This is a genomic window from Quadrisphaera sp. KR29 (genome assembly GCF_052644995.1).
On record NZ_JBQXXG010000008.1, the window covers coordinates 87,452 to 108,933 of the forward strand.

The window sequence follows — 21,482 nt, forward strand, 5'->3', positions numbered from 1 at the left end:
AACGTGAGGTCGCCACCCGTCCGGCCCCACCCAGCGCAGCACCCGAGGAGCTGGCCGGCCGTCCCGGGCCCGCCGGAGTCAGTCCTGCACGGCGGCCGTCTCGGCGCGGGCCAGCCAGTCGACCAGCAGGGCGCGCTCGGCGCCCGTGAGGCCCGGCAGCTGCGGCGCGAGGGCGCGGAAGGCCACGAAGGTCGCCGAGGCCGTGGGCTCCGCGGCACCGGAGCCGTCAGCGCTCCCGGCACCGTCCACGAGCACCGCCGCGACGAGCGCGTCCCACATGGCGCCGACCAGGTGGGGGTCGCGGTCCGGGACGGGCGTGGCAAGCAGCGTCTGGACGACCCCGGTGCCGGCGGACTGGACCATGTCGACGCACCGCCCCTCGGGCACCCGCAGCCTCCCCGTCAGCGCCACCCGGTGCACGCGGGCCTGCAGCACCGCGCGGCCCGCCTGCGCTGCCCCCGAGCGCAGCACCCGCGCCGGGTCACCGAGGAGCCTGAACACCTCGGGGTTGGCGACGCCGAACTCCACCTGCGCCCAGAAGGCGGCGCGCAGGTCCTTCACGGGGTCAGCGCCGCGGTGGGCCTCGGCCCGCGCGGCCTGCGCCTTGGCCGCCACGAAGTCGTCGGCCGCGCGCTCGGCCACGGCGTCGAGGAGCCCGTCCTTGTCGCCGAACAGCCGGTAGATGGTCGGCGCCTGCACGCCGGCGGCAGCGGCGACGGCCCGCGTGGTGACGGCGTCGGGGCCGCGGTCGCGCAGGAGGTGCACCGCCACGTCGACGAGCCGGGCCCTCACGGCGTCGCGCGGCTCCCGGGTCCGACCCTCACCGGTGACCGTCGCTCCGCCCGTCATGTTGCCAACGATAGCAAGTCGGTGCTACCACCGTGTTACCGCCGATCCGGCGACAAGGTTCCACTGATAGCGAGGCTGCGATGATCGTCATTACGGGTGCCACGGGCGCCCTCAACGGCGCCACCACCGACCACCTGCTCGAGGTGCTCCCGGCCGACGAGCTCGTCGTCGTCGCCAGGGACCCCGACAGGGCCCAGCGCTTCGCCGAGCGGGGCGTCACCGTCCGTCGCGGTGACTACGCCGACGCCGAGTCGCTCGTGCCCGCCTTCCGCGGCGCCGACCAGCTGCTGCTCGTCTCCTCCAGCGACCCCTTCGCCGACGCCGTCGCCCTCCACACCGCAGCAGTCCAGGCCGCCGTCGACGCCGGCGTCGGCCACGTCCTCTACACCAGCCACCAGGGCGCCTCGCCCGGGACGCCCTTCGGCCCCGGCCGCGACCACGCCGCCACCGAGGAGGCCCTGGCCGGCTCGGGGCTGCCGTGGACCTCGCTGCGCAACGGCTTCTACGCCCACAGCCTCGCCTGGCTCGCGGGGGACTGGCGCACCAGCGGCAGGATCGAGGTGCCCGCCGACGGGCCGGTCTCCTGGACCGCACGCGAGGACCTCGCCCGGGCCGCCGCCGTCGTCATCACCCGCCTCGCCGCGGGCGAGACGGGCCTGCAGGGCCCGCTGACCCTCACGGCGGACGAGGCCCCGACATGGGCCGACGTCGCCGAGGTCGCCTCCCGGCTGTCAGGCCGCAGCGTCGAGCGGGTGCTGGTCGACCCGGAGCAGTGGGTGGCCGCGAAGGTGGCGGCGGGCCAGCCGGAGGGGGTGGTGCGCTTCACCCTCGGCATGCACGAGGCCGCAGGCGGCGGCTTCTTCGCCGGCACCTCCCCGCTGCTCACCGAGCTGCTCGGACACCGCCCCGCCACGGTCCGCGACGCCCTCGAGCAGCAGCCGCACTGAACCCTCTGACGACGACGACGGCGAGGACGACGACCGTGACGGCGACGGCCGCGGTCCGCCACACTGCTCGCGTGATCGCCCCGACGCAGGCGCCGCCCCGCGCGCGGCCGTGGCTGGAGGCGGCGCTGCTCGCCACCACCCTGGTGGTGCTCGCGGCGCACGCCGACCTCGTGGCGGGTCTGGCCCGCGCCGGCGTCGGCTGGACCGACGGAGACCTCGCCTACGGGGTCACCACCGACACCCTCGTCGAGCCTCAGGCGTCCGGCCTCGCCCGCGCGCTCGGGGCGGTGGAGGTGCTGGCGGTCCTCGTGGGCCCGCTCGTCGTGCTCGGCGCGGCGCTGCACGCCGCCTCCGGCCTGCGGTGGGCGCGCCACCAGCCCCTGCCGCGGTGGGAGCTCGCCACCTGCCTCACCACGCTGGTCGCGGCCTCGGCGCTGCTGGTGCTGCTGCTGGCGTGGGGCCAGGAGCTGTGGGTCTGGCTGCTCGACTGACCGCTTCCCGGCCCGCTCGACGTGAGCGGCCCGGTCCGCGGGAGGTGCTGCCCGCGCCGCGGTCCGCAGACCTCAGGACCAGCCCGGGAGGACGCCGAGCAGCGCTGCACCGAGCACGGTGAGCAGCGCGCCCAGGAGCAGGCCGAGCACCACGCCGACGGCGAGCCCGACGACCAGCGACCGCCGGGCGTCCTCCGACCGGTGCCCGCACGCAGGCGAGCCGGCAGGCGCGGCGGGCGCGGCAGCCGCGGCGGGCACGGCAGCCGCGGCGGGCGTGGCGGGCGTCGGCCGCTCGTGGTGACCGGCCCGGTCCGCGGACGGCAGGTGCACGGCGGGGCCCGCCGGTCCCGAGCGTGAGGGCCGCCGGGGAGCGGCGATGCGGGGTGCGGGTCCGCCGTCGGGCGCCGGCCCGGCCGCCGGCCCGGCCGTCGCACGGGGAGCCGCGGCCTGCTCGGTCGGCGGCAGCACGACCTCCAGCGCGCCCGTCTCGGAGAAGGCGACCCGGTAGGCGCGGCCCAGGTGGCCCGGCGGCTGCCGCCGGGGCGTGCCCGTCCCGTCCGCAGGTGGTCCGCCGCTCGACGAGGGCTCTGCGGTGACGGGACCGGGCACGGCGGCGGGGCTCCTCACGGGTCGCGGCGTCCGCGACCGCGCGGACCCCTCGGTGCCACCCGAGGCTAGGCCCAGCGTCCCCCTTCCGGGGGGACGCCGCGCTGTGCCATCAGGACGGCGGGTGGTGGACGACCCGCCCGTCCACCACCGTCAGCCACACCCGCGCCGCACCGCTGGCGGCGACGCCGTCGGCCAGCGGGTCGGCCTCGAGCGCCACCACGTCGGCGGGGTCACCGACCGCGACGACCGACCGCCCCCGCGCGCTCGCCGCGAGCGCCTCCGCAGGGGTGATCGCCTGCTCGGGGTGCCACGGCGGCCGCGGCCCCCCGCCCGCCGTCCCGCGGGAGCCGTCGGCGGAGCCGTCGCCGGGGTCGGTGCGCGCGACGGCGGCCGCCACCGCCAGCCACGGGTCGAGCGCGGCCACCGGCGCGTCGGAGCCGAGCGCCAGGCGCGCACCGGCGTCGAGCAGCGCCCGCAGCGGGAAGGCGCGGCCGGTGCGCCCGCGCCAGTGGACCTCGGCGACGTCGCGGTCGTCGAGCAGGTGGGCCGGCTGCACGCTGGCGGTGGTGCCGAGCGCGGCGAACCTGGCGACGTCGTCGTCGGCCACCAGCTGGGCGTGCTCGACGCGGCCGCCGCCACCGCTCGCCGCCAGGGCGTCCAGGGCCACCCGGACGGCGGCGTCGCCGATGGCGTGCACGGCGGGCTCCAGCCCGCCCGCCCGGCCGCGGCGCACCAGGGCGGTCAGCGCCTCCAGCGGCCACGCCAGGTCGCCGCGGCTGCTGGGCCCGGTGCGCCCGGGGTAGGGGTCCAGGCAGCAGGCGGTGCGGGTGTTGAGCGACCCGTCGGTGATGACCTTCAACGGGCCGGCGACCACCAGCGGCTGGCCCGTCGCCAGCGGCTGGCCGCCGCGCACGCCGGCGGCCAGCGCCTCCTGGAGGTGCTGGGGGTAGGTGCCGGCCTCCACGCGCAGCCCCGCCGACGCCGCCGCACCCGCGGCCCCCGCGCGGCGCGCCCACACCGCCGCGGTGCCGCCGAGGGCGTCGGTCATCTCCAGGTCGACCACGCCCACGACGCCGCGAGCGGCCGCCTCGGCGAGGGCGTCGGCCACCGCGGCGTCCAGCTCGGCCTGCCCGACCCGCCCCAGCGCCCGCTGCACCGCGAAGGCGGCCTCCTCGCGCACCAGCCCGGTGGTGTCGGGGACGACCCCGAGCGGTGCCGCGACCTCCTGTGCCGCCGCCGTCGAGAGCCACGCGCAGTGCAGGTCCGCGGAGACCAGGACCACCGGCCGCCGCGGGTCCCCGGCGGCGGCGACGGCGTCGTCGAGCAGCTCCGCCGAGGGGGCGTGCGGCCACAGCCCGTCGCGGAAGCCGTACCCGACCAGCACGCCCGCTGCCGCGGCGCCGTCCCGCTCGGCGGCGGCGCGCGCCCCCACCGCGGCGGCGGCCTCGGCGGCGCTGGCCGCGCCCGAGACGTCCAGGCGGCGGCGCACCAGCGCCCACTGCCCCAGGTGCACGTGCTCGTCCCACAACCCCGGCAGCAGCCAGCGCCCCTCCAGGTCGAGGACCTGCTCGGAACCCGACGCCGTCGTCGTCGTGCTCGGCGCCACCGAGGCGACCACCCCGCCGTCGAGCAGGACGTCGACGAGGCCCTCGTGGGTGCGGGCGGGGTCGACCAGGCGGCAGCGGCGCAGCAGCAGGGGGGTGCTCACGCCCGCATCCTCCCGGCAGCCGGCCAGCCCGCGGACGGGCACACTCGCGGGGTGGGAGCTGCGGGGACTGCGGGAGCGGGCGAGCCGGACCGGCTGCTGGAGGGGCGCGAGGTGCCGCTGGGCGGCGTGCGCGGCATGAGCGTGCAGCGGTGGCTGCCGCACCGGGAGGTGCCCACGGTCGGCGCCTGGTGCTTCCTGGACCAGATCGGGCCCCAGCGCGTGGACATGCGCGTCCAGCCGCACCCGCACACCGCGCTGCAGACGGTGACCTGGCCGCTGGTCGGGCGGATCCGCCACCGCGACAGCGTCGGCAGCGACGTCGAGGTGCGCCCCGGGGAGCTCAACCTCATGACCGCCGGGCGCGGGGTCTCCCACAGCGAGCACTCCCTGCCCGACGGCGGCGCAGGGGCGCCGCTGCTGTCGGCGGTGCAGCTGTGGGTGGTGCTGCCGCGCGAGCAGGACGGCGCGCCGGCGCGCTTCGAGCAGCACCGCGACCTGCCCGTGCTGGAGGTCGGCGGCCCGCGCGGCGGGGTGCGCGCCACGGTGCTCGTGGGCTCCCTCGGCGGCGCGACGTCGCCGGCGGGCGTGGCGCCGGGCCTGGTCGGCGCCGACCTGGTGCTGGACGACGGCGCCGACGTCGAGGTGGAGGTCGACCCCGCGCACGAGCACGCGCTGCTCACCCTGGACGAGCCCGGTGGGGGGCGCACCGAGCACGGCGGGGGACCCGTGCTGCGGCACTGGGCGCCGGGCCGCTCGTCGCTGCGGCTGCGCCGCGCCGACGGCGCCCGCCAGCTGCTGCTGGGCGGCGTCCCCTCCACCGACGACCTGGTGATGTTCTGGAACTTCATCGGCCGCACCCACGAGGACGTCGCCGCCGCCCGCGCCGACTGGGAGGACCCCGACGCCGCCGCCGAGCGCTTCGGCCGGGTGCCCGGTCACGACGCGTCCGAGCGGATCCCCTCCCCGCCGCTGCCGCCGGTGCGCCTCACGCCGCGCCGGCCGCGGCCGCGGCGCGTCGTCGAGCCCGCCGAGGCGCCCGCCTTCAGCTGAGGCCGCCCTCAGCCGACGCCGGCGCGCTCGCCGTCGTCGTCGGTGGGTGCCGGGTGCGCGCCGCCGGCCTCGGAGCCGTCCTTGTCGAAGGTGGCGACCACGGTCTCGAAGCCCTTGTACGTCTCGCTGCGCGCGTAGCCGGTGTAGGCGCGCACGTCCTGCGGGGTGAGGTCGACGTCGTCGGTGAACGGCGTCAGCAGCGCCCGCGGGTACAGCCGGCGCTGGCGGACCACGTTGACCTCCGCGGCGAGCACCAGCGCCATCGACTGCAGGTACAGCCACGCCAGCAGGCCCAGGACGACGCCGAAGACGCCGTAGACGTCCCCGGCGTGCTGCAGGTAGGCGCCGGCGAGGCGCGCGAAGACCGTCTGCAGCACCTCCCACAGCGCCGCGGCGACCAGCGCCCCGATGGCGACGTTGCGCCAGCCCAGGTGCACGGCGGTGAGGACGCGGAAGACGACGACGAAGATGCACGTGTTGATCGCGAACGGCACCAGCGTGCCCGCCGCCAGCAGCAGCCCGCCGCCGACCGGCACGGCGTCGGCCACCTGCGGCAGCACCACCGAGATCGCCGTGGCCAGCAGCGCCAGCAGGCCGAGGGCGAGCACCAGCACGATGCTGCGCAGCCGCGAGAGGAACGGGTTGGGCTGCTTGAAGCGCGGCACCGCGTAGATGCGGTTGAGCGCCGCCTGGGTGGCCTGCATGACGCCCATCCCGCCGTACAGCGTGCCCAGCGCCCCGATGGTCAGGGCGACGCCACTGCCGCGCAGCCCGGTGATGCTGCCCTCCAGGGCGCTGCCCAGCACGGGGACCCCGGCCAGGGCGTCGATCGTCGTCGTCACCGCCCGCCCCGACAGCTCCGGGTCGGTGCCGGCGAGGGGCTCCAGCACGAAGCCGAGCACGGAGACCAGGAGCAGCAGCAGCGGGAAGACCGAGACGAAGCCGTAGTAGGCCATCAGCGCCGCCAGGTGCGGACCCCGGTCGTCGGCGAGCTTGTAGAGGACGGCGAGCGGGAAGGCGCTCGCGGGGTGGCGGCGCTGGAAGGCGTCGATGCGGTCCGTGAGCCGCCCGCCTCCTGCCACGCGCGTCATCCTGCCCCGGCGACGGCTGCCCGGCGCGCCGGCGCGGAGCCGTCCCAGCGCGTCGGAAAGTTTCGACAATCCGTCTCCGGGAGGCGGCGTGTCACGATCCGATCACGGTTGCGACCTGGGACGTTTGGGGGTTCTCGTCACTTCCAGGTACTTTCTGCTCGCTCCCGGAGACGATCTGGGAGTCCTCGTCGCGCACGCCGAGCCCCTGCCAGCGCGCCGAGGTCCACAGATCCCAGTGGCAGGGGACGGGGGAACCACTTCCGGGCGCCGTGCTCCTCGGAGCGCTCGTGCGTCCTCGGGGTGAAGCTCGCCTAGCGAGCCGGGGGACCTCACCTCCCGAACCCGACAGCTCACCTCGCAGGCGTCGGAGAGGCTCACACCCCCATGTCGATGACCCATGCCGTCACGCCTGCCCGCAAGACCCGCCGCACGCTGACCCGGCTCGTCGCCGGTCTCGCGCTGTCCGGCGGCCTGGTGGCCGGTGCCGCGCTCCCCGCGAACGCCGCGCCCGTCCTGAACAGCGGCGCCGTCCTGGCCACCGCGAGCCAGTACATCGGCACCCCCTACCGCTACGGCGGCACCAGCCCGTCCGGCTTCGACTGCTCGGGCTACACCCAGCACGTCTACGCCAAGAACGGCATCTCGATCCCGCGCACCGCGGACGCCCAGCTCAAGGCCAGCTCGCGCGTCAGCGCCTCGCAGGCCCGCCCCGGCGACCTGGTCTTCTTCGTCCGCGGCGGCCGCGCCTACCACGTCGGCATCTACACCGGCAACGGCAAGCTGATGGACTCCCCGCGCTCCGGCAAGACCGTCACCGAGCGCTCCATCTGGGGCAGCAACGTGGTCTACGGCCGCTTCTGAGCGAGCCGCGGCACCCGGGCCCGACCGAGCCGCACTGACGCACGCACCCCCCTCACCTCCCCGGCGGTCACCGTCGGGTGGGCGAGGGGGGTGCATGCTTGTCGGGTGGCACAGCGAGCGGCGCGCAGCGGCGAGGCACCGGCGGTGGTGCGCCGGTGAGGGCACCGGCGTGGGTGCCCGTGGTGTCCTTCCTGGTGTCCCTGGGCGCCTTCGTGCTGGTGCGGGCGGCCACCCGCGGGCTGCCGTGGTGGCTCTCGGTGGGCCTCGCGGTGGTGGCGATGCTCGTCGCCGGGCGCCTGGCCGCGGTGGCCGCGGCCGACGTGCTGGTCAGGCTGCGGCGGCGCGCTCAGGCGCGCGGCAGCGTCAACCGCTCGTAGAGCTCCGGGCGCCGGTCCAGCCAGAGGTCGGAGGCGCCGGCGACCAGCTTGTCGCGCGAGGCGAGCAGGTCCACGTCGGCCCAGGCGGCCCCGCGCCCCGGCCCGGCGGCGGCCAGCAGCTGCCCGCCGGCCGAGACGATGCAGCTGCCCGCCGTCCAGCCCGGGCCGCTGCGGTCCGCGCAGGCCACCGCCACCCGCTCCAGGCGCGCGGTGGCCGCCGCGACCAGCTGCCCGTCGGGTCCGCCGCCCTCACCGGGCTGCGCGGCGGGCCAGGCCACCGGCACGGCGAGCAGGTCAGCGCCGCCGAGCGCGGCGGTGCGGGTCCACTCGGGGAAGCGCAGGTCGTAGTCGACGAGCAGCCCGACGCGCCCGTGGGCGGTCTCCACCACCGGCGGTGGCGCCGAGCCCGCCGCGAAGACCGTCCGCTGGGAGTCCCACAGGTGGGCGCAGCGGTAGACCGCGCGCAGGCCCGTGGCGTCCACGAGGGCAGCGCTGTCGTAGAGCTGGCCGTCGTCACCGGCCTCCGCGAAGCCGCCGACCACCACCGCTCCCTGGCGGGCGGTGCACGCCGCGGCCCAGGCCGCGAAGACGCCGTGCCCCGGGCCGACCGCCACGGCGCGGGCCTGCTCGACGTCCTCCAGCACCCCACCGGTGGCCACCAGCTCCGGCAGGACGACGACGTCGGCGCCCTGCGCCAGCGCCTCGCGGACGGCGTCGGCCGTCAGCTCGGCGCTGGCCGCGAGCCCGTCCGGCACGGGGGCCAGCTGGCAGGCGGCGATCCTCGTCACGGTCCCCATCCTGCCGGGCGCGGGCGCCCGCGTCCCCGTGGGAGCGGCCCGGCGACCGGGGGACGCCGCCGCCGCCGGCGGGACAGCGCGGTCACCGCGGTCAGCGCGGCGGAGCGGCTGCCGGGACCGGCTCGCCCACGGGCACCGGTCCCGCGGCGGGGTCGGAGGAGGCCGGACGCTCGGAGGAGGCCAGGTAGCGGGAGCGCCGCCGGACAGCACCGGCCGGGGGCCGGGGGTCGGCCACGACCCGCTGCACCCGCGCGCACCGCCCGCACCGCAGGGCCACCACGCCCGCGGGCTCCACGCCCACCAGCTCGAAGCCCCGCCCTCCGCACGCCTCGCACGTCACCGCAGCACACCTCCCCGTCCGAGCACCCATCCTCCCCGTCGAGGATCGGCACGCGCCCAGCGTGTCCCCACCCGGCTCGCCCGGACGGGTGAACGCGCCGGTGGGGCCCGCCAGCGGTCGGGCAGCCCCCGCGGCCGGCACGGGAATCGGCGTTCCCGCCCGCCGCCGTGCCCGCGCCCGCCAGACTCCCGGTGGGGCCGCTGTGGCGGACGTGGCCCGCTGTGACAGGAGGGCAGAGGCGTGGGTGTGCTGGACCGGCTGATGAGGCGCACCGACGGCGCGCGCCGCTTCTCCCTCACGGCGGGCGCGCCCGGCGGGCGCACCCCGGCGGGCGTGCCCGTGATGCCGCTGGCGCTGCGGGGCTCCGCGCTGCGCACCGAGCTGGGCGCCCTGCGCGCCTCCGAGGCCGTCGGCCGCGCGGTGACCCAGCCGCTGTCGGTGGTCTGCGAGGTCGCCGCCCGCGCCGCGGCCCGCGACGAGGTCGTCGCCACCGACGTGGTGGGGTCGGTGCCCTTCGCGCCCAGCGAGCGCGCCCCCCACGAGCAGGGCTACGCCGTGCTCGACGTGGTCACCAGCGGACCCTCTCCCGTGCGCGACAGGGTGCTGGAGGTCGCCGTCGTCCAGCTCGACCCCGACGGCGCCGTGGTGGGGGAGTGGACCTCCCTGCTGCGCCCCTCCGTGCGCACCCCCGCCGCGGCCCTCGAGGCGGACGCCGCCGGCCCCGCCGCGGTGGACCTCGCCGTGCTCGCCGCCAGCGCCGGTGCCTCGGCCGAGGAGCTGGCCAGCGCGCCCACCCTGGCCGAGGTGGCCGGCGAGCTGGTCGCCGCGCTCGCGGGCCGGGTGCTCGTGGCGCACGGGGCGGCCGCCGACCTCGCGCACCTGCGCGCCGAGCTGGCCGCGGTGGACGTCGTCGTGCCGCTGGTCCCGGTCCTGTGCACCCTCGAGGCCAGCTGGCGCCACCTGCCGGGCCTGCACCGCCGCCGCCTGGCCGACTGCTGCCGCGCCGCCGGGGTGGCCCTGGACGGGGTGCCCACCGCCCTCACCGACGCCCGCGCGGCCGCCGGCCTGCTGCAGCGCTACCTGGCCCGCGCCGGGGAGCGCAGCGAGGCGCAGGCGGCCGTGGTCGCGCGCGCCGCCGGCACCGCCTGGCCGGCCGTGGAGGTGCCACCGCTCAGCTGCGCGGCCCCCCGCACCGACGCCCAGCCCTCCCTGCCCTCGCTGGCCTCCCAGCCGGGGCGCCTGGCGGTGGTGCTGGAGTCGCTGGCGCTGGACGGCCCCGACCTGCCCCTGCCCGCGGTGGCCGCCCACGTGGAGCTGCTCGCCGAGGCCCTCGCCGCCGGTCCGCTCGACGACGACGCCGCGCGCACCCTCGCGCTGCTGGCGGACGCCGCCAACCTCACCCGCGCCCAGGTCCGCGCCGCCTCCCGCGGGGTGGTGCTGGCCCTGGCGGGCGCCGTCGGGCGCGAGCCGGGCGCCGGCGAGGCCGAGCGCGAGGAGCTGGTCACCGCCGCCCGCGCGCTGGCCGTCGACGTCGACGACGTCCTCGCCGCCCTCGCCGCGGCCGCCGTGGCCACCGGCTCCCTGCCCCGCGTGGGGGCCGCCTCCCCGCAGGGCGCAGGGCCGGGACCTCTGACGCAGGCGCTGGCGGCGGTCCGCGTGCCGGTTCCGCGCGCCGAGCGGGCGGTGCGACCCGAGCAGCCCGACCTCCCCGCCAGCCAGGCCGCCGGCCAGGCCGCCGGCGGGCCCCCCGCCCCGGTCACCCTCGACCTGCGCGAGCCGTCGGCCCGGGCGGCGGTGCGCACCTGGGCCCGCGAGCGCGGGCTCGAGGTCAGCCCGCGCGGCAAGCTGCCCCGCGCGGTGGTGGAGGCCTACCAGGCCGAGCGCGCCGGGGTGCTCACCACCGCCTGAGCCGCGCCGCGCCCGCCGGGCCCGCTCAGCGGGCCCGCCCACCCCGCTCGCGGGGCGGCGTGGTCGTGCGAGCCTGCTGGCGTGGGAGCGCTGGCGTGAGGGTGATGGCGTGAGGGTGCTGGGCGCCGACGTCTGGGACGGGCGCTGGGTCGGCGTCGTCCTCGACGCCCCGCCCGACGCCCCGCCCGAGGCCCCGCCCGGGGCCCTCCACGTGGAGGCGCACACCGCCGCGGACGTGCGCGCGCTCGTCACCGCGGCGGGGCGCGGCGGGCCCCTGGACGTCGTCGGCCTCGACATCCCCATCGGGCTGGTCGGGTCCGGCCACCGCGCGGCCGACCTCGCCGCGCGCGAGCTGCTCGGCGCCCGCCGCTCGTCGGTGTTCCTCACGCCCGTCCGCGCCGCGCTGGAGGCCCCCTCGCACGCCGACGCCGTCGCGATCTCCCGCGCGGTGACCGGGTCCGGCGTCAGCGTCCAGGCGCACGGGCTGCGCGCCAAGGTCCTGGAGGTCGACGCCTGGGTCCGCGACCCCGCGGTGACCGCCGCGCTGCGGGTGGTCGAGGTGCACCCCGAGATGGCCTTCGGCGTCATGGCGTCCCTGGCCGCCGGCCGCGCCACCGGCTGCCTGCCGCTGGCCGAGCGCAAGAGGAGCTGGGCGGGTGCCGCACGGCGCCGGGCGCTGCTCGCCGCCCACGGCGTCGTCGTCCCCGAGGACCTCGGCGAGGCCGGGCGCGCCGCCGTGGACGACGTGCTCGACGCCGCGGCGGTCGCCTGGGTCGCCCGCCGCGCCGCCCTGGGCCTGGCGCGCCCGCTGCCGGACCCGCCGCAGGTCACCCCCGAGGGCTGGCCCGCGGCCATCTGGGCCTGAGGGCTGCTAGCGGATCGCGCCGTCCTGGTAGCCGCCCTGGTCCCAGTACCCGTTGTCAGCGCCCAGGGTCGCCCCCGGCGCGGCGAGGCAGCCGGGGTTGCCGGACGTCACCGCGGTGGGCGGCCGGGTGGCGGAGACGACCACGATCTTCGTCCTGACGCCGACCGGGGCGCCGATGCCCGTGGGGTCCGGCCCGGCCGAGGAGCTGGTCCCCGCCAGGCAGAAGTCGGTGGTCGAGGCCCAGATGACGGAGACCCGCACGCCCGGTGAGGTGCGCAGCGCCGTGCCCGCCGCCTGCACGTCACGGGCGATGGGGTACCTGCCGGCCTCGAGCCCCTGGCCGTGCACGGCGGTGGCGATGGTGCGCAGGTCCGCCTTCAGCGCCGTCTCCGCGGCCCTCTGCCGCTGGGCGGAGAAGACCGGGACCGCGACGGCCGCCAGGACCCCGATGACGACCATGACGACCAGCAGCTCCACGAGGGTGAAGCCCGCCTCGTCGCGGTGGGCAGGGCAGGAGCGGTGGTGCGTCGTCACACCACCACGTCGGCAGCGGCGGGGCCGGTCCACGGCGCCCGCCGCCCGCGCCACCCGGTCGGGGGAGCGCTCAGGCGCCCAGGGCGCGGCGGCAGAGGTCGCGCAGGACGGCGAGGTCGGCGTCGCCCAGGTGCTCCCCGAGGGCGTCGGCGATGGCGGCGGCGTGCCGGCGCCCGACCTCGCGCTGCACCGCGCGCCCGTCGTCGGTGAGGACCAGGACGACGCCGCGCCGGTCGGCCGGGTCCGGCTCGCGCCGCAGCAGCCCCTGGGCGACCAGCCTGTCCACGAGCCGGCTCAGCGAGGGCTGCGGCAGCAGCACCGCCTCGGCGAGCGCCCCGAGGCGGGCGCGCCCGCCCTCGGCCGTGGTGAGGGCGTAGAGCACGTCGTACTCGCGCAGCCCCACGCCGTGCTGCGGCGCCCACACGTCCTGCTCGCCGAAGCGGCGCACCAGCGAGGCCTGGGTGCGGAACAGCGCCTCCCAGGCCTCGACGGCGAGCTTGGTGCTGGTCACGCGCTCTGGGCGGCCTTCGCGTCTGCAGCGCGGGCCGCCACCCGGGTGGCGTGGCTGGGCGGGTCGCTGGGGACGCCCGCGGGACGGCGCGCCTCCAGCTCCTGGCGCAGCGCCGGGACGACGTGCTCGCCGAGCATGTCGATCTGCTCCAGCACCGTCTTCAGCGGCAGGCCCGCGTGGTCGACGAGGAAGAGCTGGCGCTGGTAGTCGCCGAAGAACTCCTGGAACGTCAGCGTCTTCTCGATGACCTGGTCCGGCGTGCCGACGGTCAGCGGCGTCTGGCGGGCGAACTCCTCCAGGCTCGGGCCGCCGCCGTACACGGGCGCGACGTCGAAGTAGGGGCGGAACTCGCGCACGGCGTCCTGGCTGTTCTTGCGCATGAACACGTGGCCGCCCAGGCCGACCACCGCGGTGCTGCCCGGCCCGTGGCCGTGGTGCTCCCAGCGCTCGCGGTAGAGGTTGATCAGGCGGATGTAGTGCTCCTTGGGCCAGAAGATGTTGTTGGCGAAGTAGCCGTCGCCGAAGTACGCCGCGATCTCGGCGACCTCGGGGGTGCGGATGGAGCCGTGCCACACGAAGGGGGAGACGCCGTCCAGGGGCCGCGGGGTGGCGGTGAACTGGTGCAGCGGGCCGCGGAACTGGCCCTGCCAGTCCACCGGGGAGTCCTCGTCCCACAGGCGGCGCAGCAGCTGGTAGTTCTCCACCGTCAGCTGCACCGAGGCGCGCGGGTCCTTGTTGAACGCCGAGTAGCCGGCCATGGAGTTGCCGCGGCCGAACATGACGTCCACGCGGTCGTCGGAGAGCAGCTGCAGCGTGGCGTAGTCCTCGGCGAGCTTCACCGGGTCGTTGGTGGTGATGTGCGCGATGGACGTCGACAGGCGCAGCCGCGAGGTCCGCCCGGCGATGTACCCGAGCACCGTGGTGGGGCTGGAGGTCACGAAGCCGGTCTCGTGGTGCTCGCCGATGGCGAAGACGTCCAGGCCGGCGGCCTCGACGTGCTGGGCGATGGTGACGAGGGAGCGCATCCTCTCGAGGTCGCCGGGTGTGTGACCGGTGTGGACGTCGGGCGTCTGGTCCGCGACGGTGAACACGCCGAACTGCACGGTGCGCCTCCTGGGGCTCTGGTCGGGCGGCGGGGCCTGCCGCCAAGCCTATGCATGTGCATGGACTTGGTGGTCAACCACCCCGCTCGCGCGGGTGTTCCCGTGACGCCGGACGTGTGCAACCCCGTCTGGGCGCCTCCGCCGCGGCGTGTCGCGGACTTCTGCCCGTCCGCCGTCACGCCCCGCGGTGCGCGCACCCGCCGTCGCGGCGCTGGAGGCGCTCGTCGTCCTGGCCGCAGCCGACGGCATCGCCGCGGAGCTGGAGGTGCCGGCCACCCGCGAACGCGAATGGCCGGCTCCGTGGCCGCTGCCCTGGGGCTGGTTCCGCGTCAGCGGTGACGGTGACCTGGGCGTCTCCGGCGGTCGGGCCGACGGAGAGGCAGCAGCCGAGGAGGCGGCGCGCATCGCGGACGCGGCGCACGTCGAGGTGGTCGAGTCCCTGTGGTGGCACCGCCCTACCAACTGGCCGCCGTGCCCAGAGCATCTGACTACGCACCCGCTGCAGCTGACCGCTGGCGACGACGCCGACCCGCGCCGCTGTGGACGCGCCGGCTCACCGGCGACGAGGTCGGCGTGCTCGACGTCAGTTGATCCGCATCGGCCGCCGACTGGCACAGGGTGGCCCTGCGCCAACGCGGAAGTGGCGCAGAGCCACCCATCACCGAGCGTCGAGCAGTGCCTCTGCACGTGCAGAGACGCCGCCCCGCTGATGGCCGTCCGCCCGGCCCTACGCTGAGGGCTCAGACGCGCTGCGCCAGGGAGGCGCGCACCTCCCCGGCGGCGGCCACGAGGTGCTCCAGCGAGGGCACCACCTCCGCGTAGCCGCGCGTCTTGAGCCCGCAGTCGGGGTTGACCCACAGCAGCCGCGGGTCGACCACCTCCACCGCCGCGGACAGCAGCTCGGTCACCTCGGCCTGGCTGGGCACGCGCGGGGAGTGGATGTCGTACACGCCGGGGCCGATGCCGCGGGGGTAGCCGGTGGCCGCGATCGCCGCCAGCACCTCCATGCGCGAGCGCGCCGCCTCGATGCTCGTGACGTCGGCGTCGAGCCGCTCGATCGCCCCGATGACCTCGCCGAACTCCGAGTAGCACAGGTGCGTGTGCACCTGGGTGGCCGGCGCCACCCCGGAGGTCGCCAGGCGGAAGGCGCGCACCGACCAGTCGAGGTAGGCGGGCTGGTCGGCCGCGCGCAGCGGCAGCAGCTCGCGCAGCGCGGGCTCGTCGACCTGGATGACGCCGATGCCCGCGGCCTCCAGGTCGGCCACCTCGTCGCGCAGCGCGAGGGCCACCTGCGCGGCGACGTCGGCCAGCGGCTCGTCGTCGCGCACGAAGGACCACGCCAGGATGGTCACGGGACCGGTGAGCATGCCCTTGACGGGCCGGGGCGTCAGCGACTGCGCGTGCTGCGCCCACCGCACGGTGATCGGCGCGGGCCGGGAGACGTCGCCCCACAGCACCGGCGGGCGCACGCAGCGCGACCCGTAGGACTGCACCCAGCCGTGCGCGGTCACCCCGAAGCCGGCCAGGTGCTCGGCGAAGTACTGGACCATGTCGTTGCGCTCGGCCTCGCCGTGCACGAGGACGTCGAGCCCGAGGCGCTCCTGCAGCGCGACGACGTCGGCGATCTCCGCGCGCATCGCCTCCTCGTACTCCTCCGTGCTCAGCTGGCCGCGGGTGTGCGCCGCGCGCGCCGCGCGGATCTCGCGGGTCTGTGGGAAGGAGCCGATGGTCGTCGTCGGCAGCGGCGGCAGGTCCAGCGCCGCCGCCTGCGCCGCCTCCCGCTCGGCGTACGGTCCGCGCTCGGCGTCGGACGGCCGCAGCGCGGCCACCCGCTCGCGCACGGAGGCGACCCGCACCCCGGCGGACTCCCGGCGCGAGCGCTGCACCGCGTCGCTGGCGGCCAGGGTGCCCTCGGCGGCCTCACTGCGGTCCGTGGGGCCGGCGTCGCCCGCGCCGCCGGCGAGCAGGTCCGCCAGGGCCACCACCTCGCCGACCTTCTGGTCGGCGAAGGCCAGCCAGCCGAGCACCTCGGGCGGCAGCGTGCAGCCCGGCACCGGCGTGCCGTCGGGGCCGGTCTCCAGGGCGACGTCGTGGGGGACGTGCAGCAGCGAGGTCGAGGTGGCCACGCCCACCCGCGCCCCGACGCCCTCGGCCAGCGCCCGCAGCCGCTGCAGCCGCGCCAGCGCGGAGCGCAGGTCGGTGCGCCAGATGCCGTGCCCGTCGACGACGCCGGCCACCAGCGCCTTGCCCGCCAGGCCCGCCGGCAGCGCGTCGGGCTCGGGGCCGCGCACGAGGTCGAGGTGGACCGCCTCCACCGCCGTCTGCGCCAGCACCTCCAGCGCCTCCAGCGCCCCGCCGTAGGGGGTGGTGACCAGCAGCTGCGGCCGCTCCTCGCCGGCAGCGGCGCCCCCGAGGGCGGTGTACGCCGTGCGCACCGCCTCGAGCACCTGCCCGGTGGTGACCTCCGCGAAGGTGCCGGCGGGGTCGGCCACCAGCGCGGGCTCGTCCAGCTGCACCCAGGCGGCGCCGGCGCGGCGCAGCGCCGCGAGCAGCTCGGCGTAGACCGGCAGCAGGTCGCCCAGGCGCGTGAGCGGGTGCGGGTCGCCCGCCGCGGCGCCCTTGGACAGCAGCAGGAAGGTCACCGGCCCCACGAGCACCGGGCGGGTGTGCAGGCCCTGCCCGCTCAGCGCCTCGGCGAACAGGGCCACCGGGCCGTCGCCGGTCGCGTCGTCGGCGAGGTGGAAGCGGGTGCCGGGCCCGATCTCGGGGACCAGGTAGTGGTAGTTGGTGTCGAACCACTTGGTCATCTCCAGCGGGGCGTGCTCGCCCTCGCCGCGGGCGACGGCCGAGTACCCGGCCAGGTCCAGCCCGCCGCCGCGCCGCACGTGGTGGGAGAAGCGCGCCGGGACGGCACCGACGGCGACGGCGAGGTCCAGCACCGCGTCGTAGCGGGAGGCGTCGGAGGGCACCGCCGCCTGCTCGCCCAGGCCCAGGGCGGCCAGGCGGGCGCGGCCGCGGCGGCGCAGCCCCGCCAGCTCGCCGGCGGTGGTGGCGGCGTCGGCGCGGCCGGCCCAGAAGGCCTCCAGGGCCCGCTTGCCCTCGCGGGCGGGGCCGACGCGGGGGTAGCCCAGCACGGTGGCCGCCGGGAACGGCGGCAGCGGGGTGGTCTGCGGGGTGGTCACGAGCGGCCTCCGGGGCAGGAGCAGGCGGGCACGGGCAGCAGGTCAAGGGCGTCGAGGACGTCGACGACGGCCTCGTGGCGGTTCATGGAGTACAGGTGCAGGCCGGGCGCGCCGGCGTCGAGCAGGTCCCGGCACAGCCGCGCGGTGAGCTGCACGCCGAGGCGGTGGCGGGCGCAGCGCTCGTCCTCGCCGTAGCCGGACAGCGCCGCCAGCACCGACGGGGGCGGCTCGACGCCCGCCAGCCGCGCCACGCGCTGCACCCGCTGGGGGTCGGTCACCGGCAGCACGCCGGGGACCAGGGGGACGTCGAGGCCGGCCGCCGCGGCGCGCTCCCGCAGGGCGGTGTACTCCGCGGCGTCGAAGACCACCTGGGTCAGCGCGAACCCGGCGCCGGCCTCGACCTTGGCCCGCAGCGCCGCGATGTCCTGGGAGGGCGCCGCCGAAGCGGGGTGCCCACCGGGGAAGGCGGCGACGGCCAGGTCGAGCGCGCGCCGGTCGGCGCCGAGGTGCGGACCCGGGTGCAGGTCGGGCCCGCCGAGCAGGCGCACCAGGTCGGCCGAGGAGGGCACCGCGTCGGGCGGGGGCCGCCAGCCGGGGTCGCGCGGGGGGTCGCCGCGCAGGGCCAGGAAGCCCGTGGCGCCGGCTCCGACCAGCTCGCGGGCCACCGAGAGGACCTCCTCGGGCCCGTGCGAGACGCACGTGAGGTGCGCCAGCACCGGCAGCGCGCCGCCGGCGCGAGCGCCCGCGGGACCGCCCGGGTCAGCGTCCTGGTCGCGGACCCCGGCGCTGACCCGGTGCACCTCGGCCACGGTCGCGGCGCTCTCGGCGCGGGAGGAGCCCCCGGCGCCGTAGGTGACGCTGGCGAAGTCCAGGCCGGCGCTGACCAGGTGGCCGACGGCCTCCCCGAAGCCGGCGCGGGCCTGGGGCCGGGGCGGGAACAGCTCCACCGAGAGCACCGGGCGCGTGCGCCGCCCGCTGGCCACCGCGCGCAGCTGCTCGGTGACAGGCCCGAGCAGCGCCCCGGCGACCTCGGTGCGGCTCACCGCCGGGTGCGGGGGGCGGGCGCCGGGCACCGCGCGTGCGGGGGCGCCGGTGGGTGCGGTCGTCGGGACGTGCGGCACGGAGATCTCCCATCGAGCCTGGCGGGAGCACCACACCCGAGGGTGGTTGCTGCGGCGTCGACGAGCCAGGTCTCTCGGCCGCTCTGGATGGCGAACCGCGACTGTAGGGCATCCCCGGCCGGCGGGTCGACCACCGCGCCGCCAGGACGGCGTGCCGGCGCGCCGCCGGGCGCCTCACCGGGCGCCTCACCGGGCGCCTCACCGGGCGCCTCACCGGGCGCCTCACCGGGCGCGTCGGCGGACGCAGCCGGGACCACCGCGGCAGGCACGGCTCACCGGCTGTGCGCCAGCTCCGCGCGGACGCGGTCGACGACGCCGTCGGCGGCGGCCTCGACCTGCGCCAGGCAGACCTCGAAGTCGCGCAGGTCCCCGTACCAGGGGTCGGCCACGTCGAGACCCGCCCCGACGAGCCCGGCGGCCGCCGGGTCGAAGGAGCGCCACAGCACCACCCGGTCCGAGGCGCCCGGCGCCAGCCGCTGCAGCGCCCGGCGGTGCGCGGCGGTCATGGCCAGCACCAGGTCGCGCTGCTCGACCTGCCCGGGCTGCACCTGCCGGGCGCGGTGGGCCCGCTCGCCGCGGTCGGGCACCTCGTAGCCCGCCTCGAGCAGCACCCGGCGGGCGCGCCGGTCGATCGGGCCGCCCTCCTCCTCGTCGGAGGTGCCGGTGGAGTCGACCACCACGTCCTCGCCCAGGCCCGCCTCCTCCAGGCGGTGGCGCAGCACCACCTCCGCCATGGGGGAGCGGCAGATGTTGCCCGTGCAGACCGTCATGATCCGGTACGGGCGCCGGCCCGGGGTGCTGGTGGAGGGGGAGCTCACCCCCCGATGGTCCCCGAGGCCACCTCGGTCGGCGAGGGCAGCGACCGCGCCTGCGGCCCGTCCTCGAGCACCTGGGCGATGGCGACGACGAGGGCCGCCACCGCGACGGCACCCGGGTCCGGCGCGCCGAGCGCCCGGTCGCCGAGGTAGCGCGAGCGCCCGCGGCGCCCGACCAGCCGGGCCGTGCCGAGCGCCCCGTCGACGGCGGCGCGGGCGGCGTCCACCAGCGAGGAGCCGCCGTCCAGCGCCTCGGCGGCGGGCACGAGCGCGTCCAGGAAGGTGCGGTCGCCCACCTGCGCCCCGCCCACCCGGGTCACGGCCGCGGCCCCGGAGCGCAGCGCCGCCCCGACGTCGCCGGCCACCTCGCCCCGGCCGTCCGCGTCGCGGCGCACGGCGGGGACCAGCTCGGTGAGCAGCAGCCCGAGCAGCGGGCCGCTGCTGCCGCCGACCTCGTCCAGGAAGGCGCCCGCGGCGTCGGACAGGGTGCCGCCGCGGCGGCGCGCGTGCGACAGGCCCGAGGAGACGTTGTCGCCGAAGTCGCCGTCGCCGGCCAGCTGGTCCAGGCGCGTGAGGTCGTCGTGGGCGGCGTCCAGCGCCTGCGCCCACGCCGAGACGACCGCGGCGCCGGCGTCGTCGGGGTCCCCGGACCGCGAGGCGGTGCCCCCGGGCGTCCCCGGCGCCTGCTGCCCGGCCGGCGGTGCACCGCCGTCCCCGGCGTGCTCCCTGATCTGGGGCTCCTCGGGCGCCGGCAGGGCGGGCAGCGACGGCGTGGCGGTGGGGGCGGCGAGCAGGTCGGCCCACCCCCGCCGCAGCGCCAGCAGCGTCAGGGAGAAGCCGCGCATGTCCAGGGCGGCGGTGTAGGTGCCCACCAGCGAGGTGGCCACCCGCACGCCGCGCTCGGCCAGCTGGTCGCCCACCAGCGCGCGCAGCGCGTGCAGCTCCAGCGAGGTGGTCCCGCCGAGGCCGTTGACCAGCAGCGCGACGCCCTCGTCGTCGACGGGGGCGCCGGCGGCCTCCAGCCCGTCGAGCAGCTCGGCGAGCATCCCGCCGACCAGCTCCCGCGTCGGCGGGCGGGAGGTGGTCGAGGCCGCGCGCTCCCCGTGGATCCCCACGCCGCGCTCCAGCTCCTGCCGGCCCAGCTCGAAGGCCGGCTCGCCGGTGGCCAGCGACGTCTGCGCGCGGGAGGCGACCGCCAGGCTGCGCGAGCGCGCCGCCACGTCGCGCCCCAGGGAGGCGAGCGCGGCGAGGTCGTCACCCCGGTCGGCCGCTGCGCCCAGGACCTTCTCCACCAGCACCGTGGCGGCGGTGCCGCGGCGCTGGCTGGCGGCGTCGTCGTCCTCGCCCTGGTCCTCGGAGCCCTCGGTGGCGAGGTCGTCGTCGACCAGCACCGTTTCGACGGGGATCCCCTCGGCGCGCAGCCGCTCGGCGGCGATGGCGAAGCAGATGACGTCGCCGGTGTAGTTCTTGACGACCAGCAGCACGCCGCCGGGCCCGGCCACCCCGCGGGCGGCCTCGTAGACCTGCCCGTGGTGGGGGGAGGTGAAGACCAGGCCGGGGCAGGCGGCGTCCAGGCCACCGGGGCCGAGGAAGCCGGCGTGCATCGGCTCGTGCCCGGCGCCACCGCCGGAGACCAGCGCCACCCGCCGGCCCGGGGCCTTGCGCCGCGCGTACAGGTGCAGCGGGTCGAGCACCACGCCGACGTCGGCCGGGTGCGCCATCGCCAGCCCGCGGGCGGCGTCGGCGACCGCGGTGGCGGCGTCGGGGAGGAAGTGCGTGTCGGTGCGGGGGCCCTGGTGGACGTCGTCAGCCACGCCCCGGACGCTAGCGCCGCCGGCCGGAGCGCGCGATCAGCGGCCCCGGCGACCCCGCTCAGCGGCGCAGGTCCAGCGGCTCGCGGGTGCGCAGGTCGATCACCACGGCGTCGGCCGGGTCGGCCCAGGAGTCCAGGGGCACCGGGTCCGGCACCGGCGGGGGGCCCTGCGCCACGTGCAGGCTCACCAGCTCGTCCAGCACGCCGGGAGCGGCCGCCAGCGCCGCCGGGCCGACGCCCAGGGGCGCGTCGGGGTGGCGCGCGGCGCGCTGGTGGAGCCGCACCGCGGTGCCCGGCCGCAGCCGGGAGGAGAGGTCCAGGTGGTGCCAGGCGTGCACCGGCGCCCGCCCGGCGCCGTCCTCGGTGCAGTCGAGCAGGATCCAGCCGTCGGGGCTGACGGAGGTGACGGTGCCGCGCCGCCACCCCCACGGGGTGCGGCGCACCAGCTCGGACAGCATCCGCGGCATGCGGTGGCCCGGCAGGTGGGAGCGGCAGGCCGCCTCCGGCGGC

General features: G+C 78.1%; 21 protein-coding genes and 2 riboswitches. Of the genes, 7 read left to right on the forward strand and 14 right to left on the reverse strand.

The window, feature by feature from the left end:
• Positions 1-78: 78 nt before the first annotated feature.
• Positions 79-849 carry a TetR/AcrR family transcriptional regulator gene (locus ACUN9U_RS09320; RefSeq protein WP_445484672.1) on the reverse strand — a complete coding sequence of 257 codons (771 nt, stop codon included), beginning with the start codon at positions 847-849 and terminating at the stop codon, positions 79-81.
• An 80-nt stretch (positions 850-929) separates the two neighbouring features.
• On the opposite strand from ACUN9U_RS09320, the gene ACUN9U_RS09325 reads away from it, so the two are divergent.
• Together ACUN9U_RS09325 and ACUN9U_RS09330 are read left to right on the forward strand one after the other, a co-directional pair.
• A complete protein-coding gene (locus ACUN9U_RS09325) occupies positions 930-1,796 on the forward strand; it encodes an NmrA family NAD(P)-binding protein (RefSeq protein WP_445484673.1) in 867 nt (288 codons plus the stop codon).
• A 71-nt stretch (positions 1,797-1,867) separates the two neighbouring features.
• On the forward strand, positions 1,868-2,287 hold the full coding sequence (locus ACUN9U_RS09330) for a hypothetical protein (protein ID WP_445484674.1): 420 nt from the start codon (positions 1,868-1,870) through the stop codon (positions 2,285-2,287).
• A gap of 72 nt (positions 2,288-2,359) precedes the next feature.
• Here ACUN9U_RS09330 and ACUN9U_RS09335 read toward each other — a convergent pair whose 3' ends face one another.
• Both ACUN9U_RS09335 and ACUN9U_RS09340 read right to left on the reverse strand, forming a co-directional pair.
• A complete protein-coding gene (locus ACUN9U_RS09335) occupies positions 2,360-2,914 on the reverse strand; it encodes a hypothetical protein (protein WP_445484675.1) in 555 nt (184 codons plus the stop codon).
• Between the two features lie 91 nt (positions 2,915-3,005).
• Positions 3,006-4,604 carry an amidohydrolase family protein gene (locus ACUN9U_RS09340; protein ID WP_445484676.1) on the reverse strand — a complete coding sequence of 533 codons (1,599 nt, stop codon included), beginning with the start codon at positions 4,602-4,604 and terminating at the stop codon, positions 3,006-3,008.
• 51 nt (positions 4,605-4,655) lie between these two features.
• On the opposite strand from ACUN9U_RS09340, the gene ACUN9U_RS09345 reads away from it, so the two are divergent.
• Positions 4,656-5,654: a pirin family protein gene (locus ACUN9U_RS09345; RefSeq protein WP_445484677.1), complete on the forward strand. Its 999-nt coding sequence runs from the start codon at positions 4,656-4,658 to the stop codon at positions 5,652-5,654.
• Positions 5,655-5,662: 8 nt separating this feature from the next.
• Here ACUN9U_RS09345 and ACUN9U_RS09350 read toward each other — a convergent pair whose 3' ends face one another.
• Positions 5,663-6,736 carry a YihY/virulence factor BrkB family protein gene (locus ACUN9U_RS09350; protein ID WP_445484678.1) on the reverse strand — a complete coding sequence of 358 codons (1,074 nt, stop codon included), beginning with the start codon at positions 6,734-6,736 and terminating at the stop codon, positions 5,663-5,665.
• A gap of 213 nt (positions 6,737-6,949) precedes the next feature.
• A riboswitch (cyclic di-AMP (ydaO/yuaA leader) is annotated at positions 6,950-7,124 on the forward strand.
• 11 nt (positions 7,125-7,135) lie between these two features.
• Between ACUN9U_RS09350 and ACUN9U_RS09355 the strand changes: the two genes are divergently transcribed.
• Together ACUN9U_RS09355 and ACUN9U_RS09360 are read left to right on the forward strand one after the other, a co-directional pair.
• The gene (locus ACUN9U_RS09355; RefSeq protein ID WP_445484679.1) at positions 7,136-7,606 is read left to right on the forward strand and encodes a C40 family peptidase; all 471 of its coding nucleotides are present in this window, start codon (positions 7,136-7,138) and stop codon (positions 7,604-7,606) included.
• A gap of 155 nt (positions 7,607-7,761) precedes the next feature.
• Positions 7,762-7,983 (forward strand): hypothetical protein, encoded by a 222-nt coding sequence (locus ACUN9U_RS09360; protein ID WP_445484680.1) that lies wholly within the window; start codon positions 7,762-7,764, stop codon positions 7,981-7,983.
• Here the strand turns inward: ACUN9U_RS09360 and ACUN9U_RS09365 are convergent.
• Positions 7,953-8,771: a nitrilase-related carbon-nitrogen hydrolase gene (locus ACUN9U_RS09365; RefSeq protein WP_445484681.1), complete on the reverse strand. Its 819-nt coding sequence runs from the start codon at positions 8,769-8,771 to the stop codon at positions 7,953-7,955. The two genes, ACUN9U_RS09360 and ACUN9U_RS09365, sit on opposite strands and share 31 nt — an antisense overlap.
• Positions 8,772-8,871: 100 nt before the next feature.
• Positions 8,872-9,120, reverse strand: a complete 249-nt coding sequence (locus ACUN9U_RS09370) for a hypothetical protein (protein ID WP_445484682.1) — start codon at positions 9,118-9,120, stop codon at positions 8,872-8,874.
• A gap of 240 nt (positions 9,121-9,360) precedes the next feature.
• On the opposite strand from ACUN9U_RS09370, the gene ACUN9U_RS09375 reads away from it, so the two are divergent.
• On the forward strand, positions 9,361-11,028 hold the full coding sequence (locus ACUN9U_RS09375; protein WP_445484683.1) for an Lsr2 family DNA-binding protein: 1,668 nt from the start codon (positions 9,361-9,363) through the stop codon (positions 11,026-11,028).
• A 109-nt stretch (positions 11,029-11,137) separates the two neighbouring features.
• Complete coding sequence (locus ACUN9U_RS09380; protein ID WP_445484684.1) at positions 11,138-11,893, forward strand: DUF429 domain-containing protein; 756 nt, start codon at positions 11,138-11,140, stop codon at positions 11,891-11,893.
• A 6-nt stretch (positions 11,894-11,899) separates the two neighbouring features.
• Here the strand turns inward: ACUN9U_RS09380 and ACUN9U_RS09385 are convergent, their stop codons facing one another.
• The 8 genes from ACUN9U_RS09385 to ACUN9U_RS09420 all read right to left on the reverse strand — a co-directional run bounded on the left by ACUN9U_RS09385 (position 11,900) and on the right by ACUN9U_RS09420 (position 21,430).
• A complete protein-coding gene (locus ACUN9U_RS09385) occupies positions 11,900-12,427 on the reverse strand; it encodes a type II secretion system protein (protein WP_445484685.1) in 528 nt (175 codons plus the stop codon).
• A 70-nt stretch (positions 12,428-12,497) separates the two neighbouring features.
• Positions 12,498-12,938 carry a MarR family winged helix-turn-helix transcriptional regulator gene (locus tag ACUN9U_RS09390; RefSeq protein WP_445484686.1) on the reverse strand — a complete coding sequence of 147 codons (441 nt, stop codon included), beginning with the start codon at positions 12,936-12,938 and terminating at the stop codon, positions 12,498-12,500.
• Entirely contained in the window at positions 12,935-14,041 is a 1,107-nt protein-coding gene (locus ACUN9U_RS09395) for a CE1758 family FMN-dependent luciferase-like monooxygenase (protein ID WP_445484687.1), read from the reverse strand. The genes ACUN9U_RS09390 and ACUN9U_RS09395 overlap by 4 nt, the downstream gene beginning before the upstream one ends.
• A 740-nt stretch (positions 14,042-14,781) precedes the next feature.
• A complete protein-coding gene (gene metE / locus ACUN9U_RS09400) occupies positions 14,782-17,223 on the reverse strand; it encodes a 5-methyltetrahydropteroyltriglutamate--homocysteine S-methyltransferase (protein WP_445484688.1) in 2,442 nt (813 codons plus the stop codon).
• On the reverse strand, positions 17,220-18,266 hold the full coding sequence (locus ACUN9U_RS09405; RefSeq protein WP_445484689.1) for a methylenetetrahydrofolate reductase: 1,047 nt from the start codon (positions 18,264-18,266) through the stop codon (positions 17,220-17,222). The genes metE and ACUN9U_RS09405 overlap by 4 nt, the downstream gene beginning before the upstream one ends.
• A gap of 84 nt (positions 18,267-18,350) precedes the next feature.
• A riboswitch (SAM riboswitch) is annotated at positions 18,351-18,438 on the reverse strand.
• Between the two features lie 178 nt (positions 18,439-18,616).
• On the reverse strand, positions 18,617-19,114 hold the full coding sequence (locus tag ACUN9U_RS09410) for a low molecular weight protein-tyrosine-phosphatase (protein ID WP_445484768.1): 498 nt from the start codon (positions 19,112-19,114) through the stop codon (positions 18,617-18,619).
• A gap of 44 nt (positions 19,115-19,158) precedes the next feature.
• Positions 19,159-20,973: a dihydroxyacetone kinase subunit DhaK gene (locus ACUN9U_RS09415; RefSeq protein WP_445484690.1), complete on the reverse strand. Its 1,815-nt coding sequence runs from the start codon at positions 20,971-20,973 to the stop codon at positions 19,159-19,161.
• A 58-nt stretch (positions 20,974-21,031) separates the two neighbouring features.
• Positions 21,032-21,430: a hypothetical protein gene (locus ACUN9U_RS09420; protein ID WP_445484691.1), complete on the reverse strand. Its 399-nt coding sequence runs from the start codon at positions 21,428-21,430 to the stop codon at positions 21,032-21,034.
• Between the last annotated feature and the right edge of the window lie 52 nt (positions 21,431-21,482).

Excerpts from the sequence above, each read along its gene's own strand:
- ACUN9U_RS09320 (WP_445484672.1), bottom strand. The coding sequence starts at position 849 with ATGACGGGCGGAGCGACGGTCACCGGTGAGGGTCGGACCCGGGAGCCG.
- ACUN9U_RS09325 (WP_445484673.1), top strand. The coding sequence starts at position 930 with ATGATCGTCATTACGGGTGCCACGGGCGCCCTCAACGGCGCCACCACC.
- ACUN9U_RS09355 (WP_445484679.1), top strand. The coding sequence starts at position 7,136 with ATGACCCATGCCGTCACGCCTGCCCGCAAGACCCGCCGCACGCTGACC.
- ACUN9U_RS09410 (WP_445484768.1), bottom strand. The coding sequence starts at position 19,114 with ATGACGGTCTGCACGGGCAACATCTGCCGCTCCCCCATGGCGGAGGTG.
- ACUN9U_RS09420 (WP_445484691.1), bottom strand. The coding sequence starts at position 21,430 with ATGCTGTCCGAGCTGGTGCGCCGCACCCCGTGGGGGTGGCGGCGCGGC.